This is a genomic window from Cobetia sp. PS-4MA, from assembly GCF_057670765.1.
Genome location: NZ_CM173107.1, coordinates 68204 through 84628, shown reverse-complemented (window position 1 = coordinate 84628; position 16425 = coordinate 68204). Strand labels below are relative to the sequence as shown.

17 protein-coding genes are annotated in these 16425 nt (G+C 62.7%); 10 read left to right on the top strand and 7 right to left on the bottom strand.

What is annotated here, in order from left to right; genetic code table 11:
- Positions 1-10: 10 nt before the first annotated feature.
- A complete protein-coding gene (locus tag AC26AR_RS00390) occupies positions 11-430 on the top strand; it encodes a DUF423 domain-containing protein (RefSeq protein WP_084209510.1) in 420 nt (139 codons plus the stop codon).
- 27 nt (positions 431-457) lie between these two features.
- On the opposite strand, the gene AC26AR_RS00385 is transcribed toward AC26AR_RS00390, so the two are convergent.
- Positions 458-874, bottom strand: a complete 417-nt coding sequence (locus AC26AR_RS00385) for a PaaI family thioesterase (protein WP_077379595.1) — start codon at positions 872-874, stop codon at positions 458-460.
- 279 nt (positions 875-1153) lie between these two features.
- On the bottom strand, positions 1154-3334 hold the full coding sequence (locus tag AC26AR_RS00380; protein WP_488107373.1) for a malate synthase G: 2181 nt from the start codon (positions 3332-3334) through the stop codon (positions 1154-1156).
- A 282-nt stretch (positions 3335-3616) separates the two neighbouring features.
- On the opposite strand from AC26AR_RS00380, the gene AC26AR_RS00375 reads away from it, so the two are divergent.
- The 4 genes from AC26AR_RS00375 to AC26AR_RS00360 all read left to right on the top strand — a co-directional run bounded on the left by AC26AR_RS00375 (position 3617) and on the right by AC26AR_RS00360 (position 7427).
- Positions 3617-4627 (top strand): alpha/beta hydrolase, encoded by a 1011-nt coding sequence (locus AC26AR_RS00375; protein WP_084209512.1) that lies wholly within the window; start codon positions 3617-3619, stop codon positions 4625-4627.
- Positions 4615-5145 (top strand): hypothetical protein, encoded by a 531-nt coding sequence (locus AC26AR_RS00370; RefSeq protein WP_157109506.1) that lies wholly within the window; start codon positions 4615-4617, stop codon positions 5143-5145. The genes AC26AR_RS00375 and AC26AR_RS00370 overlap by 13 nt, the downstream gene beginning before the upstream one ends.
- Before the next feature lie 88 nt (positions 5146-5233).
- Complete coding sequence (locus tag AC26AR_RS00365) at positions 5234-6385, top strand: pyridoxal phosphate-dependent aminotransferase (RefSeq protein WP_341542379.1); 1152 nt, start codon at positions 5234-5236, stop codon at positions 6383-6385.
- A 10-nt stretch (positions 6386-6395) separates the two neighbouring features.
- A complete protein-coding gene (locus tag AC26AR_RS00360; RefSeq protein WP_488107372.1) occupies positions 6396-7427 on the top strand; it encodes an Lnb N-terminal periplasmic domain-containing protein in 1032 nt (343 codons plus the stop codon).
- A 28-nt stretch (positions 7428-7455) separates the two neighbouring features.
- Here AC26AR_RS00360 and AC26AR_RS00355 read toward each other — a convergent pair whose 3' ends face one another.
- The gene (locus tag AC26AR_RS00355) at positions 7456-8994 is read right to left on the bottom strand and encodes a YifB family Mg chelatase-like AAA ATPase (protein WP_488107371.1); all 1539 of its coding nucleotides are present in this window, start codon (positions 8992-8994) and stop codon (positions 7456-7458) included.
- 352 nt (positions 8995-9346) lie between these two features.
- A complete protein-coding gene (locus tag AC26AR_RS00350) occupies positions 9347-9616 on the bottom strand; it encodes a hypothetical protein (protein ID WP_488107370.1) in 270 nt (89 codons plus the stop codon).
- Between the two features lie 526 nt (positions 9617-10142).
- On the opposite strand from AC26AR_RS00350, the gene AC26AR_RS00345 reads away from it, so the two are divergent.
- Positions 10143-10421 carry a CBU_0592 family membrane protein gene (locus AC26AR_RS00345; RefSeq protein WP_205632716.1) on the top strand — a complete coding sequence of 93 codons (279 nt, stop codon included), beginning with the start codon at positions 10143-10145 and terminating at the stop codon, positions 10419-10421.
- An 85-nt stretch (positions 10422-10506) separates the two neighbouring features.
- Here AC26AR_RS00345 and AC26AR_RS00340 read toward each other — a convergent pair whose 3' ends face one another.
- Positions 10507-10881, bottom strand: coding sequence for an accessory factor UbiK family protein (locus tag AC26AR_RS00340; RefSeq protein WP_084209517.1), 375 nt, complete (start codon positions 10879-10881; stop codon positions 10507-10509).
- 437 nt (positions 10882-11318) lie between these two features.
- Between AC26AR_RS00340 and AC26AR_RS00335 the strand changes: the two genes are divergently transcribed.
- From AC26AR_RS00335 to glnK, 3 genes are all read left to right on the top strand, one after another.
- Positions 11319-11657 (top strand): P-II family nitrogen regulator, encoded by a 339-nt coding sequence (locus AC26AR_RS00335; protein WP_065392452.1) that lies wholly within the window; start codon positions 11319-11321, stop codon positions 11655-11657.
- A 32-nt stretch (positions 11658-11689) separates the two neighbouring features.
- Positions 11690-12937, top strand: coding sequence for an ammonium transporter (locus AC26AR_RS00330; protein WP_077379618.1), 1248 nt, complete (start codon positions 11690-11692; stop codon positions 12935-12937).
- Positions 12938-13087: 150 nt separating this feature from the next.
- A complete protein-coding gene (glnK, locus tag AC26AR_RS00325) occupies positions 13088-13426 on the top strand; it encodes a P-II family nitrogen regulator (RefSeq protein ID WP_024951507.1) in 339 nt (112 codons plus the stop codon).
- 207 nt (positions 13427-13633) lie between these two features.
- Here glnK and AC26AR_RS00320 read toward each other — a convergent pair whose 3' ends face one another.
- Entirely contained in the window at positions 13634-14410 is a 777-nt protein-coding gene (locus AC26AR_RS00320; RefSeq protein ID WP_077379620.1) for a ferredoxin--NADP reductase, read from the bottom strand.
- A 281-nt stretch (positions 14411-14691) separates the two neighbouring features.
- Between AC26AR_RS00320 and AC26AR_RS00315 the strand changes: the two genes are divergently transcribed.
- Entirely contained in the window at positions 14692-15639 is a 948-nt protein-coding gene (locus AC26AR_RS00315; RefSeq protein ID WP_077379622.1) for a LysR family transcriptional regulator, read from the top strand.
- A gap of 147 nt (positions 15640-15786) precedes the next feature.
- Here the strand turns inward: AC26AR_RS00315 and AC26AR_RS00310 are convergent, their stop codons facing one another.
- Complete coding sequence (locus AC26AR_RS00310) at positions 15787-16215, bottom strand: host attachment protein (RefSeq protein ID WP_077379624.1); 429 nt, start codon at positions 16213-16215, stop codon at positions 15787-15789.
- Positions 16216-16425: the final 210 nt, after the last annotated feature.

The window sequence follows — 16425 nt, the reverse complement described above, 5'->3', positions numbered from 1 at the left end:
TTTTCTCTCTATGCGTCACAACGACTCCCACTCCCGCCACTGGTGGCTGGCCATGGGCCTGGCCGGCATGTCCACCATCGCGCTGGGCGCCTTCGCCAGTCATGGCCTGCGCGGCACTCTGAGCGCGGACATGCTGCGCGTCTTCGAGACCGGCGTGCGCTATCAGATGTGGCACGTGCTGGCGGCGGTCGGCGTGCTGGCCTGGCGCTCGGTGCAGCCCCTGCGCGGGCAGATGCTGACGCTGGGGCTGTGGGCGGCCGGGATGCTGCTGTTTTCCGGTTCACTGTATGCGCTGGCCACCACGGCGCGCACCCAGCTGGGCATCATCACGCCCATCGGTGGCTTGCTGCTGATCGCAGGCTGGCTGAGCCTGGCCGTCACCGGCTGGCGTCAGCGCGGCAGCGAGGAAAAGGATGCCAACAAGCTGTAGCGGGGCGATCACCCCCACCACCTGCCGCTAGTCATCGCGATCCGGCAAGGCATAGGTTGCGGTCACGAGAGCGACCGGGTCCGTGTCGCCATGGCTGAACAGCTCGATCTCGCCCACGGCGAGACGCCGCCCGAGCTTGCGGAGGCGTGCGGTGGCCATCAGATCCCGGTCACCGCGGGCACGGCGCAGGAAATGGATGTTGAGATCACTGGTCACGGCCATCGGCTCCGGGCCGATCTCCCCCAGGATCGCGACATACAGACAGACATCGGCCAACGCCATCATCGCCGGACCGGAGACGCTGCCTCCGGGACGCAGATGCTCGTCCTCGATGGCCAGTCCCATGGTGGCCCAGCCATCCCCCACGGCTTCTATGGTGCCCAGGCGCTGGGGGAAGACATCATCGAGAAAGTCCTCGATGGCAGCAGCGTGCATGACGGGCATGACGTTCTCCTCGACAGGATGACTACGACAGATTGGTGGCACCGACACGCACAGGCGTGGTGACCAGGGATCGCCACACCATCGCGTTTCAGGCGCTGCAGTGGCTGAGCGGGCGCTGATCGTACGGTTGCGCGCTACTGGGGGCAAGGCTAGCGTCAAATGCCGCCTCGGGAAATATGGCATCGCCAGAAAGCACGACGACGGCTCGAGAGCCGCCGTCGTGCATGTCCAAGATCCGCATCCGCAGTGCCACGCTCATGGCGCAGCGCTGACGCTGCCTCAGTGAGCCTGCTGCTTCTTTTCAAGGCGGCGGCGATGTAGTACCGGCTCGGTATAGCCACTCGGCTGCACTCGTCCCTGGAACACCAGCTCGCAAGCAGCCTGGAAGGCGATGGAGCCCTCGAGATCCGCCGTCATCGCCTGATAGCTGGGATCCGCAGCGTTCTGACGATCCACCACGCCCGCCATGCGCTCCAGCGTGTCCTGCACCTGGGCGTTGTCGACGATGCCATGATGCAGCCAGTTGGCGATGTGCTGGCTGGAGATGCGCAGCGTGGCGCGGTCTTCCATCAGGCCGACATCGTGAATGTCCGGCACCTTGGAGCAACCGGTGCCGTGATCGATCCAGCGCACCACATAGCCGAGAATCCCCTGGGCGTTGTTGTCCAGCTCGGCCTGGATCTCCTCGGCACTCCACTGGGGATCAAGCTCCAGCGGAATGGTCAGCAGGTCATCGAGACTGGCGCGCGGGCGACTGAGCAGGTCATGTTGCACGTCCTTCACCGAGACCTGGTGATAATGCAGCGCATGCAGCACGGCCGCGGTCGGTGACGGGACCCAGGCGGTATTGGCACCGGCGCGGGGATGGCCGATCTTCTGCTCCAGCATCGCCGCCATCAGGTCCGGCATCGCCCACATGCCCTTGCCGATCTGGGCGCGCCCCCGCAGACCGCATTCCAGCCCGATATCCACGTTCCACTTCTCGTAGGCCTGAATCCAGGCCGCCCCCTTCATGTCGCCCTTGCGCAGCATCGGACCAGCTTCCATCGAGGTGTGCATCTCGTCACCGGTGCGATCCAGGAAGCCGGTATTGATGAAGGCCACACGGGAACTGGCCGCGGCGATGCAGGCCTTGAGGTTGACGGTGGTACGACGCTCCTCGTCCATGATGCCCATCTTGAGCGTGGCATTCGGCAGGCCCAGCAGCTGCTCGACACGCGAGAACAGCTCGTCAGCGAAGGCGACCTCGGACGGACCGTGCATCTTGGGCTTGACGATGTAGACGGAGCCGGTGCGCGAGTTGCAGATACCGCCACGGCTGTCCTTGTCACCCTTGAGATCGTGCAGCGCGATCAGACTGGTGAAGATGGCATCCATGATGCCTTCCGGCGCCTCGCTGCCATCTTCCAGCAGGATGGCCGGGTTGGTCATCAGATGGCCCACGTTGCGGATCAGCATCAGCGAGCGACCATGCAGCACGCGGGTGGTGCCATCGGCGCCGGTGTATTCACGGTCCGCGTTCAGCCTGCGCGTCATCTGGCGACCCTTCTTCTCCAGCGTCTCGGTCAGATCGCCCTTCATCAGGCCCAGCCAGTTGCGATAGACGGCCACCTTGTCGTCGGCATCCACCGCGGCCACCGAGTCCTCGCAGTCCATGATGGTGGAGAGCGCAGCCTCCATGATCAGGTCACTGACGTTGGCGGGGTCGGTCTTGCCGATGGGGTGCTCGGCATCGATCACGAGCTCCGCGTGTAGCCCGTTGTGCGCGAAGATGATCGCGCTTGGCGCGCTTTCGTCGCCGCGATAGCCGAGGAAGCGTTCCGGCGACTTGAGGCTCAGGTCACGCCCGCCGACCCGCACCAGCAGGTGGCCGTCACGAATGGAGTACCCCTCGCTGTCATGGTGCGTACCGCCAGCCAGCGGCGCGATGGTATCCAGCACCTGGCGTGCGTAGGCCACCACCTTGGCACCCCGCACCGGGTTGTAGTCCTTGCCGCGCTCGGCGCCATCGTCATCACTGATCGCGTCGGTGCCGTAGAGGGCGTCATAGAGTGAGCCCCAGCGCGCATTGGCGGCGTTCAGGGCGTAACGGGCATTCATCACCGGCACGACCAGCTGCGGTCCTGCCTGTTGGCAGATCTCGCTGTCCACGTTGGCGGTGGTGGCCTCGACACTGGCCGGCTCGTCTTCCAGGTAGCCGATCTCCTTCAGGAAGGCCTTGTAGGCGGGCAGTTCGACCTTGCCGGGATGCTCACGGTGCCACTGGTCGATGCTGGCCTGCAGCTGTTCGCGCGTTTCCAGCAGCTCGCGATTGCGTGGCGCCAGCTCGTGCAGCAACGCATCGACGCCGGACCAGAAGTCGGCCGAGACGATACCGGAACCGGGCAACGCTTCCTCCTCGATGAAGCGGTGCAGTCCGGCATCAATGGCCAGACGTTCAAGTTGAATGCGATCGGTCATGCGTGTGCTCTCCCTGGAAACGAATATCAACTGACGAACCGTACGTGGAATGAATCATCTGCCGGGCGGTTGTGGATCACTTCACCATACCCGATGCCGTGGCTGGCGGAAGCGGGGCTTTGACCAATGAACAAGAGGCTGAAACCGGATTACCGTGTTCTGGAAATGGCATGACGAATGCTGGCAGTTCGCGACACGCAGCCCTTGTATGAAGAAACACTGTTTTTTCCTATGGCTCACGACAGCTCCAGCCGCTAGCATGGCAGCATTATGGAGATCACCATGCCCGACTTCAGCGCACTGCTCGATTATGGCCCTTTCATTCGTCTGCCTGAGTGTCTGCCCGGTCAGACGACCAGCCCGCTGGCCTGTTACCTGAGCCACTATGGCCTGGATGAACTGCGCAGCGCACATGTCACCGTACATGCCGGACACCTCGATGCTGGCGATTTTCGCCTGTGGGCACAGCTGTGGACTCCGCCGAGTCCGCGCGGCACCATCTTCGTGGTGCATGGATATTTCGATCACCTCGCGCTGTATCGTCACCTGCTGGCCCACCTGCTGAAGCAGGGCTGGCAGGTCGCGCTGTGGGACCTGCCGGGGCATGGCCTGTCCTCCGGCGAGCCGGCTTCCATCGATGACTTCGGTGACTATGTCGGCTGCCTGCAGGCGTTTCAGGAGTATCTGGAAGTCCATGATCTGGCGCCGCACCCCTGGTTCGGGATCGGTCAGAGCACCGGCGGCTCCGTGCTGGCCACCGACGCCCTGATGCGTGGCAGTGACTCGCGCTGGCAGGGAATCGCGCTGCTCGCCCCGCTGGTTCGCCCCTGGGGGTGGCCGCAGTCCCGCTGGCTGCATAGCATGGCGCGCCCCTTCATCGACTCCATTCCGCGCAAGTACCGCGCGAATACCAATGACGCGGCGTTCTACGAGTTCCTGAGCACCAACGACCCGCTTCAGGCGGATCGACTCGCCGTGAAGTGGGTCTCGGCCATGCGCGCATGGATTCCACGCCTGCAGGCCCTCCCGCCCTGCTCGCTACCCACCCTGATCCTGCAGGGCGAACAGGACACCACGGTGGACTGGCAGTGGAATCTCGACGTGCTGGCCAGCAAGTTCCCCAACGCGCGGATTCATCGCCACCCCGAGGCGCAGCATCATCTGGTCAATGAGGCCGAGCCGATTCGCACGGCCTTGTTCGCCGAGCTGGATGCCTTCCTCGATGCGCTGTCGCCGCGCCCGGAACTTGAGGCCCCTGATGGCAGGGGAGGCGCCCCGGCATGTCACGAATGAGTCGCGGACTGCGAACACTGGCGAGCCTGATGTTGATCACCGGTCTGACCGGCTGCATGGGACTGGATCAGGTGCCACGCGCGGAGCGCGACCCCATCTATGGCCTGGGCCAGAGTGCTGCCCGCCTGCTGGATGAGCAGAGCTGGACCCCGCCACTGGGCGAGCAGGTCCTGCTGCTGGCACCTCCTGAAGTGGATACCAGTCTCGAGGTGCAGCCCGGCGCACTCAATGAAGCGCTGACACGTGCCCTGCTGGCGCTCAAGGATGGCCCGCAGGTGCTCAACTGGAGCAACGATCGCCCCGGCATCGACAGTCTGCAATGGCGCCTCGTGGCACGCCTGGATACCAGCGGTGGCCCCCTGAGGCTCTCCGACCGCACCCTGCAGCCCTACCAGCTGACACTGGAGCTGGTGCGCCGTCTCAGCGCGGAGCGCCAGCAGACCCGGACATTCACGCTCAGCGGCGCCTTCGATCAGGCGGCGCTTGACGCCCTTGCCAGTGCGCGACCTGCCTCCTGAGCGCCCACTGTCTCCTCGACTCACTCTCTGACGCCGCATGGCCACCTCCTGCCTCCCGGCGTCATCCGTTACCGCCTCTGGAGCCAAGATGACTACCGCCACTCCCCGCCGTTTCCTGGCCCACCTTTATCAGGAGGGACCGCACAACCCGTTCCCCGGCATCAAGGCGCTGGAACGCAGACTGGGGCATGCGCTGCCGCATCAGTACGGCTCCAATGAAGGGCTCGACATGCCCCACGCGGTACTCGGCGGCGAGCTGGGCCATGCCCTGGCAGACCTGAGCCGCAGCTACGCGGACGCCGATGCCTGGCAACTGCGCCATCAACTGGCCGAGCGCCTGGGCGTCGCCTACGAGACGCTGCTGGTCGACGCCGGCGCCGACAGCCTGCTGGCGCTGGTGATGCGCGCCACCATCTGTGCGGGAGAGCGCGTGATCACCAGTGCCGGCACCTACCCCACACTGGCGTACTTTGCGCGCGGTCTCGGTGCTGAGGTCATTGAAGTGCCATATACCGAAGCCCATGCCTCTGACGATGCCCCCCACTCTGCCCAGCTGGCACCGGATCTCGCCGCACTCGCCGCGGCGGCAAGTCAGCATGCGGCCCGTGTCGTCTATCTCGCCAACCCGGACAACCCCAGCGGGCACCTGCACTCGGATGAGGATGTCCGAGCACTGCGTGATGCGCTCCCAGCGGACTGCAGCCTGCTGCTGGACGAGGCCTATCACGACTTCCGCCCCGATGCGGCGCAGGCCGACAATGCCCCGATGGCTCATACCTTCCGGCTGCGCACCTTCTCCAAGGCTTATGGACTGGCGGGCCTGCGTCTCGGCTTCATGATCGCCGAGCGTGAGGATCTCGCCCTTCTGACCAAGGTTCGGATCCACTATGCCGTCAGCGCGCCGGCACTGGCAGCCGGCGAGCTGCTGCTGGAGCATCCCGAAGAAGCCGCGACTCACGTCGCCGCGGTCATCCAGTGTCGTGATCAGCTTGCCGAGCACCTGCGCTCGCTGGGGGCTGACGTCCTCCCCAGTGCCACCAACTTCCTCTGCGTGCGCCTCAAGAGCGCCGAGCGGGCCGCTCAGGTTCAGCAGCAACTGATGGCGCAGGGCGTGCTGATCACCCGCTCCCCTCACCCGGCGCTCGGCCATATCCTGCGCATCTCGACCCTGGAGGACAGCTTGGTACCGGGTCGACTGGCGCGCCTCGAGCAGGCCATCGTCGAAGAGAATCGCGCATGAGTGCCGGCCGATGAGCCTGACCAGCATCGTGCTCCGCAGCGTCACCAGCCTTGCCTTGCTGGGGGCGAGCCTGTGGCTGATGCCTGCCCTGTGGTTCCGCCTGCCGGGACCGGAGGGGCTTCGCACGACACTGGCCGCCCTCGCGGGTGCGCTGAGCCTCATCTGTGTCATTGCGCTGTGGTGGCCGCAACTCCATGCGATTCGCTGGCGACTGGCGGGCAGCTACCTGATGCTGTTGGTCGCCAGCCTCGGCTGGTGGAACAGCATCACCCCGCGTGCGGACCGCGACTGGGCGCCGGAGGTCGAACATCTGGTCGAGGGGAGCCTCAGCCAAGATGACATCCTGCACCTCGAACAGGTGCGCAACTTCGAGTGGCGCACGCCTGAGGATTACACGCCGCGCTGGGAGATGCGGGACTATCCTCTGGATCAACTGACCTCGGTGGATCTGTTGACCAGTCACTGGATGGGGCCGCAGATCGCTCATACGCTGGTCAGCTTCGGTTTCGCCGATGGACGCCATCTGGCCTTCTCGGTGGAAATCCGCAAGGAGCGTGACGAGGCCTTCTCGACACTGGGCGGGATGTTCAAGGAGTACGAACTGGCGGTGATCGCCGCTGACGAGCGCGACATCATCCGCGTGCGCAGCAACGTGCGCGGGGAGCAGGTGCATCTCTATCGGGTGCAGATGCCGCGCGAACTGATCCGCGAATTGCTGCTGGCCTACGTCGACGAAGCCGAGACATTGCGCACTCAGCCACGCTTCTACAACACCGCCACCAGCAACTGCACCACCCTCGTCTACGCGATGATGACGCGCCTCACCGACGGCCTGCCGCTGGACTATCGGCTGCTGCTCTCCGGCTATCTGCCGGAATATGTCGCGGACCAGGATGCCCTCAGTGACGCCGCGCCCTTCGCCGAGCTCAAGGCCAGAAGTCTGATCAACCCTGCCGCCATCGCCGCCGACGAGCACCCGGACGGCGACTTCTCGCGCCTGATCCGTGAGGGCATTCCCGGCGCGGACAGCCCGTCCTTCTGAACGGGCGACGCGGCCCGACAGGCAGTGCTCAGGCGCTGCGCTGTTCCGCTCCCGGGCGGGCCGGATCTCTCCCCATCATTCGGTCCAGCTGACGATAGCCGATGGCTTCCATCAGCTGGGGCCGCTGCACGCCATCCTGCGCAATGAGATCGCTCAACGTCAGCGCGACACGCAATACCCGGTGATAGGCACGCGCCGAGAGATTGAGACGCGACAGCACGCCGGCCAGCCACTGACGCTCGCCGTCCTCCAGCTGGCAGGCGGCTTCCAGGGCATGGGTGTCGAGATGGGCATTGAGCCCGCCGCGGGCCAATTGGCGAGCGCGAGCCGCCAGCACTCGTTCGCGCACTGCGTCCGAGGCCTCACCAGGTGTCGCGGACGTCAGCTCCTCGGCAGGCAGTCCCGGTACCTCGACCTGCAGATCGATACGGTCCAGCAGCGGGCCAGATAGGCGCGCCTGATAGCGCTGGATCTGGGCCGGCGTGCAACTGCAGTTGCGACGGCTGTCACCAAGATAGCCGCACGGGCAGGGGTTCATCGCCGCCACCAGCTGGAAACGTGCCGGAAAGCGCCGCTGATGGCTGGCACGCGAGATGAGGATGCGACCGCTCTCCAGCGGCTCACGCATCACTTCCAGTACACCACGATCAAATTCCGCCAGCTCGTCCAGAAACAGCACGCCATGATGGGCCAGCGACACCTCTCCCGGACGCGGCCTGGAGCCACCCCCGACCAGCGCGACACCACTGGCGGTATGATGCGGCGCCCGGAAGGGCCGCTGGCCCCAGCGCTCCATGATCGGCATCCCGCAGACCGAGCGTACCGCCGCGACTTCCAGGGCCTCGGCCTCCCCCAGCGGCGGCAGAATGCCGGAGAGGCGACTGGCCAGCATCGTCTTGCCCGTACCCGGCGGCCCCGCGAACAGCAGGTTGTGGCCTCCCGCAGCGGCAATCTCCAGCGCACGCCGCGCCTGATGCTGGCCACGCACCTCGCTCAGGTCCGGCTCCGGGAGTCGCGCCTGAGGAGTGACGGAACAGACATGCGGCGTGATCCTCTCACGCCCGAGAAGGTGCGCCACCAACTCCAGCAGATGGCCCACGGACAGCACATCCAGCTGTTCCGCCAGTGCGGCCTCATCGGCATTGCCACGCGGCACCACCAGGGTGCGCCCGGCCTTGCGACAGCAGAGCGCAGCAGGCAGCACGCCAGTGACGGAGCGAATGCTGCCATCGAGTGCCAACTCGCCCAGACACTCGATCTGCGCCACGGCCTCTTCCGGCACCTGACCGGATGCCACCAGGATGCCCAGTCCGATCGGCAGATCAAAGCGCCCACCCTCCTTGGGCAGGTCAGCCGGGGCCAGATTGAGGGTGATTCGGCGCGCTGGAAACTCGAAGCCTGCATTGAGCAATGCGCTGCGCACTCGCTCACGACTTTCCTTCACCGCCGCTTCCGGCAAGCCAACGATGGAGAGCCCCGGCAGCCCGTTGGAGAGGTGTACCTCTACCTGCACCTCCGGAGCTTCAAGACCAAGAGATGCGCGCGTGCGCAACATTGCCAATGACATGAGTCTTCCCTGCGTGATGCCGCCTCTCTGCTGCACGGCGCAATCGGAGCAGGCACCCGCCTGCCATGAGCGCGAGGGCACGATACCGGTGCCATCTCCTCCAGCATGGCAAATCTCATACCTGCCAGCGTGCACACGACTCAACGCTTGGCGATACGGCACTCCTCAAATGTCACTCGCGCTGCCGGACACGGCATGTCCTCACTGCACCGCAACGGTATTATCAGCAATTCCAGCCACCCGTTTCATAATTTTCATTACGCCACCAACCCCTAGAATTACTGGATACGTAAGGAAAATACCGACTGTGGATAACATTACATAACTCCCTCGACAGGGCATTTCCCAGCGCTCAAATATCCATCATCTGGCAACGCCAAACCCTATCGATATGGACACCGAGCCGCACCACCTCATCGAAGCGTGACGCATTACACTCTGAATCAACACTTGAGGGCGACATCAGCCCTCCTCCAGCACCCGGCCAGATCGGCGAAACAGGCGGCAGAGAGGCAATATCGTCACCCAGAACGGGCAAGACACCCGCACGATGAACCAACGGCAGCGTTTCCCGTCGACATCGCGGCATGAATTTCATGAAGAGCTTCACGAAGTAGTTCACGGAGATGTTCATGAAGAAGTGAATGGAGAAACGCCCTGGCATGACTCAGGAGGCTGGGCTCAAGAGAAGAGGCGCGGGGGAAGGGAGTGCCTTTCCCGAGAGTCGCGCAGGCCCCACCCAATGCCAGCCTCCTTCGATGCGCCGGACTGGCTGCCGTGTCTGTTCAGCTCGAGACATTCATGCGGACTGAACGTTGAAAATAGCCCATCAACCGGCTTTTTCCATGAAATAACGCGCGTTCTAGCAGATATTTCACGAAGTTGGCGACATGGAACACCTGGCTGATCACAAGCCCTCGGGCCTGCACCAGAAGAGTGCTCATGGAACATGCAAGGCGGTGCTCCAGGCGCTACAGGAGTGCCTCAAGAGGGGGACTGCTGGTATATTTGATCGGTTGTCTCGGCCCTGCTGATACAACCGCCAAGCTGTCTCAAGGAGGCCACCCAAGGGTGGCAGAGAATCGTCCAACCCACGGAAAGGGCCAGCCATTCAGGACGACTTCGGCTTGTTTCAGGAGTAACACCCCATGCAAGACATGCTTGCCTCGCTGGCACCCATGGCGGACATCATCGGCATGCTCGGCACCTCTCTGGTGGTCGGTGCCTTCTTTCTGCTGCAGATTGGCAGACTCGATGCACGTAGCCTGACCTACAACCTCATGAATCTGAGCGGGGCGATCCTCTTGTTGATCAGCCTGTGCATCAACTTCAATCTCGCCAGCTTCGTGATCGAGGTGTTCTGGATCGTGGCATCTCTGGTGGGCCTAGTTCGCTGGTTGATGGGGTCTCGTCCACAGACGGTCTGACCTGCCCGGCACCCGCCTCATGCGACGGACACAAAAAAACCGCCACACCTCGACGGGTGTGGCGGTTTTTTTAGCAGCATGCCATTCAGGCGTCGCGTTGACGCTCGATCTCCTCGGCGTGGCTGGCGGCTTCCCGCTTTGCCAGCGCGGTCTCTCCCTCATCGTCCACCGCCACGGCAGGCTCGGTGGTCGACGCAGCACCCGCCACCAGTCCCTGCTTCTCCAGCAGCGCCTCAAGTGCGATGACCTGCTTCTCCAGCGACTCCACACGCCCGCGAGTCCGCGTCAGCACATCCATCATGATGTCGAAGTCCTCGCGCGACACCAGTTCCATGCGATCAAAGGCGCTGCGCATCACGCCCTGTACGGACTTCTGCAGCTCTTCCGGGCCGTGCGAGGCGTCCTGGAGGCGCTCACCGATCTGCTGGGCCATACGCCCGATGACGTCGTTCTTGAACATGCTCCACCTCAGCCATTGCAAGCCGACGGGCCCATCATGGGGCTGTCGGTCAGAGAAAAGGATCTCCCCGAAACGTGGGGGACATCATGTCATGTTGCAAGGATACGCAACCCGCTGGCCTGACGCATGTCCCGACCCCGAATCTCTCGCCACTGACGGCAGGCACCGGCCCTTGTGCACCATATTAGCGCTATCTCCTACCTCGAAAGCCGCAATTCAGGCACCAAAGCGGTGCATCGCCATGGCGTTCTTCTTGCCGTCATTTTTGGCCTTGCTGCGGAGCTGCTTTTTCCTTCAGCACAACTAGATGAATTTAAAGATTTTTTAACCTCATGGCATACCTCGTGCGATGCACTTGTCAGGAACAGGCCACCAGCAGTGTCTGATTGGCCGCACTCAACATGACAGATCATTGCGGTAGCAAACGGGGGCAGCACATGAAACTGATCACCGCCATCATCAAACCCTTCAAGCTGGACGACGTGCGTGAAGCGCTGGCCGACAACGGCGTGCAAGGCATCACGGTCACGGAAGTGAAGGGCTTCGGGCGACAGAAGGGCCACACCGAGCTGTATCGCGGCGCCGAGTATGTCGTCGACTTCCTTCCCAAGGTCAAGATTGAAGTAGCTGTTGATGACAGCAGTGTGGAAACGGTGCTGGACGCCATCACCCAGGCAGCCAACAGCGGCAAGATCGGCGACGGCAAGCTGTTCGTCACCCCGCTGGATGACGTGATCCGTATCCGTACCGGTGAACGCGGCGCCGATGCTGTCTGAGCCCCGCGCACAATAATAAAGGAGAATCCCGCATGAACGAGATCATCGAGGTCAAGTACGCACTTGATACCTTCTATTTCCTAGTCTGTGGCGCCCTGGTGCTGTGGATGGCTGCCGGCTTTGCCATGCTGGAAGCTGGCCTGGTACGCGCCAAGAACACTACCGAGATCCTGACCAAGAACGTGGCGCTGTTCGCCATCGCCTGCACCATGTACATGGTGGTCGGTTACCACATCATGTACTCAAGCGCCGAAGGCGGCTTCCTGCCGAGCCTGGGCTTCTTGATCGGCGCCGAGAATACCGCTGAGGAAGCGCTCGCTTCCGGTGGCGACATCTACTACAGCGCGCGTTCCGACTTCTTCTTCCAGGTGGTGTTCGTGGCGACCGCCATGTCCATCGTCTCCGGTGCAGTCGCCGAGCGCATGAAGTTGTGGGCCTTCCTGGCCTTCGCCGTGGTCATGACGGGCGTCATCTACCCGGTCCAGGGTTACTGGACCTGGGGTGGCGGCTTCCTGAGCGAAGCAGGCTTCAGTGACTTCGCCGGCTCCGGCATCGTGCACATGGCAGGCGCTTCCGCCGCACTGGCTGGCGTGCTGCTGCTGGGGGCTCGCAAGGGCAAGTACGGCAAGAACGGTGAGATCAACGCCATCCCGGGCTCCAACCTGCCGCTGGCGACCCTGGGCACCTTCATCCTGTGGCTGGGATGGCTGGGCTTCAACGGCGGCTCCGAGCTGGTGCTGTCCAATATCGATGAAGCCAACGCGGTCGCTCAGGTCTTCGTCAACACCAACGCCGCTGCCTGCGGGGGTGTCATCGCCGCCCTGATCCTCGCCCGCCTGTGGTTCCGCAAGGCTGACCTGACCATGGCCCTCAACGGCGCCCTGGCTGGCCTGGTCGCCATCACCGCTGGTCCGCTGGCACCAAGTGTCGGTGCTGCCACCCTGATCGGCGCCGTCGGTGGCCTGCTGGTGGTGTTCTCCATCGTCGGCCTCGACAAGCTCAAGCTCGACGACCCGGTCGGTGCCATCTCCGTCCACGGTGTGGTCGGTCTCTGGGGCCTGATGGCAGTGCCGCTGACCAATGACGATGCCACCTTCTCCGCACAGCTGCTGGGCGCCGTGTCCATCTTCGCCTGGGTATTCATCGCAAGCTTCGTGGTCTGGCTGGTCATCAAGACCATCATGGGACTGCGCGTCAGCGAAGAGGAAGAGTACGAAGGCGTCGATCTGGCGGAATGTGGCATGGAGGCGTATCCGGAATTCACCTCCAGCCGCAAGTAATCAAGGATCGAGACTCACGCGACACCCAAAGACTCCCGCCACCTGGCGGGAGTCTTTTTTCCTGACCGGATAAGCGGTGTATGCTTGAGCAATAGGGGCTGGCGTGGCGAGCAGCAACGCCACCCGCACCATCACCCAAGGAGAGAGACGATGAAACTGGTCACTGCCATCATCAAGCCATTCAAGCTCGACGACGTACGCGAATCCCTGTCCGAGATTGGCGTCCAGGGTATCACCGTGACCGAGGTCAAGGGTTTTGGCCGCCAGAAGGGCCACACGGAGCTGTATCGGGGTGCCGAGTATGTGGTCGACTTCCTTCCCAAGGTAAAGCTCGAGGTCGCCGTGGATGACGCCATGATCGATTCCGTGATCGAGGCGATCACCAATGTCGCCAACACCGGCAAGATCGGCGACGGCAAGATCTTCGTCTCGCCGCTGGAGCAGGTCATTCGCATCCGTACCGGCGAGACCGGCAAGGACGCCGTCTAAGCCCCTGGTGCAAGCCCTGGCGATGACGTGCTGCCCCGACGGGTGACATGAGCACACAAAAAACCGCAGGCCATTGGCCTGCGGTTTTTTTCGTTTCAGCACGTGCCGTTCATGCGTGATGCTCGTGGTTCATGCTCAGAGCATCACTTCTCGACACGCTCACTTCTCAACATGCTCACTTCTCAACATGCTCACTTCTCAACACGCTCACTTCTCAACAAAGGCACGCTCGATCACATAGTCACCCGGCACACCCATCTTCGGCGAGATGGCGAAGCCACGGGCATCCAGCATGGCGCTGATGTCGTCGAGCATCGCCGGCGAGCCGCAGATCATCGCGCGGTCACGCTTCGGGTCCAGCGGCGGCAGGCCGATGTCCTCGAACAGCTTGCCATTCTCGACCAGATCCGTGATGCGGCCCTGGTTGCGGAACTCCTCGCGGGTCACGGTCGGGTAGTAGATCAGCTTCTCGGCGATCTCTTCCCCAAGATACTCGTGCTTGGGCAGCTCTTCCGCGATCATGTCGGCATAGGCCAGCTCTGAGACATGGCGCACACCGTGCATCAGGATGATCTTGTCATAGCGCTCATAGGTCTCCGGGTCCTGAATCACGCTCAGGAAGGGCGCCAGGCCAGTTCCGGTGGAGAACAGGTAAAGATTCTCGCCCGGCAGCAGATCGTCCAGCACCAGCGTTCCGGTGGGCTTGCGCGAGACCATGATCTGGTCACCCGGCTTGAGGTGCTGAAGGCGTGAGGTCAGCGGGCCGTCCTGCACCTTGATGGAGAAGAACTCCAGATGCTCTTCGTAGTTCGGGCTGGCGATCGAGTAGGCGCGCATCAGCGGCTTGCCTTCGACTTCCAGGCCGATCATCACGAACTGGCCATTCTTGAAGCGCAGGCTGTCTTCCCGCTGGGTGCGGAAGCTGAACAGCGAGTCGTTCCAATGATGGACGTCGATGACTTCGGTAGTGGTCAGACTGCTCACCTGGTGGCCTCCCGGGGTCGCGCCCCTTGAAATCAAGCATTCTATTATGGAATAAGCAAATAACAGCTTATGACCCAATGAACTATGCAGCGATTGTAGTCACTGTTGGGTTATGCGTTAAATGGTTTATCTGGATATAGGTTATCCAGACTATCAATATTGATTGCGAATGAATCGCATTACAAGCCCGGCAATGGCCTGCTTCACATTGCAGCGCGAACCGGGTGTTGCGCTGGCCAGCGAGCTCCTCTCGACACTGCCTGCATGCACAAGGAGGCGGAATGCGTTACAGCCTGCGACAACTGGCGGTCTTCGTTGCCGTGGCACGCCACGACAACGTCTCGCTGGCAGCCGAAAGCCTCGCGATGTCACAGTCCGCCGCCAGCACGGCCTTGGCCGAACTGGAGCGCCAGTTCGACTGTCGCCTGTTCGACCGGCATGGCAAACGCCTGCGCCTCAATGGCCTTGGCCGCGAACTGCTTCCCAAGGCCATCGCCTTGCTGGATCAGGCGGAAGAACTCGAGCAGCTGCTCGGCCAGCAGGATGCCACCGGTTCACTGGAAATCGGCGCCACCCTGACCATCGGCAACTACCTGGCGCCCCAGATCGTCGGCAGCTTCCTCGAGCATCATCCGGCCAGCCGTGTGGAGCTGCATGTCCTCAACACCCACCAGCTGATCGAGAAGCTGGCGCATTTCGAGCTCGATATCGGGCTGGTGGAAGGCGAGGTGGAGCACCCATTGCTGGAAGCCACGCACTGGGTAAGTGATCGCCTGAGCATCTTCTGCGCTCCCTCGCATCCTCTGGCCCGAGGAGAGGTGACGCTCGCACGTCTGCTGGAGGCGCGCTGGATCATGCGTGAACGGGGCTCTGGCACCCGCAGCACCTTCGAACAAGCACTGCGCCCACACCTCGAGAGCCCCTCGGACAGCGTGGCCCAGCGACTCGACATCATGATGGAACTGGAGCACACCGAGGGGATAAAGCGCGCGGTGGAGGCCGGCCTGGGAATCGGCTGCGTTTCACGACTGGCGCTACGAGACGCCTTCCGGCGCGGTAGCCTGGTCGAGCTGCCCACCCCATGGCTGGAGCTGACTCGCGCCTATCGATTCGTCCATCATCGCGACCGCTTCATTACCCAGGCCATGCGCGAGTTCGTGACGAGCTGCCGCACCCTGAGTGGCTCCGCCTCACGCAGCGACGAGATCGAGATGCATCAGGTACCGTGACCATGAAGCAGCATGGCCGCAGGTACGTAAGCACTCACTTACCCTCCATATTGCATAACGCCAACGCACAAGCACCGCCAGCGAGTCCGCTGACGGTGCTTTCAGATTCAGCAGGCCGTGTAACGCCCTGCCGTCATGTCACCGACTTCAGTGATTCAGGCCAGTGAAGCGCTGCTTGATGTCGTCGGCACTCTCATGGGAGAGATCCTTGTCGACGGTCTCGCTGACCAGTTTGGCCACCGGCTTGTCGAGCTTGTCACGCAGCGCACCGAGGAACTTGGGTGCAGCAGCGATGATCAGCTGATCAAACTTGCCGTCGTTGGCCGCCTGCTTGAGATATTGCGCCACTTCCTTGGCGAAGAAGTCCTGATGCTTGTCCGAGGTCGCGCCATCATCTCCCGTCTGATGCAGGCTACCGTGCCCGCCACTGGACTCGCCCTTTCCACCGGTTCTCAAGTCACCGGTATGCTGACGGCTTTCAGGATGTACGAGGCTATCCACTTCAGTGACCTTGCCGGCAGCACGGGCAAAGATACGAGCGCGGGCGGCATCAGCAGCAACGATGTAAGTAACCATTTACACACTCCCTGTCTCTCGTGAGGCGTCGTTGATCAGATATTGACGATCATCTTCTGCGTTCATCAGAGGACATGCTGGCAGCGGAGTGAACATTCAACCCTTGCCGGACTGTGGGGGTAATTTTTCCACACCCAAGCGAGGAGAATTGCCGACATGACGACATAGCCGTCGCCACTCCCGGACATGACGCGGCTGGCGAAGTGCGTG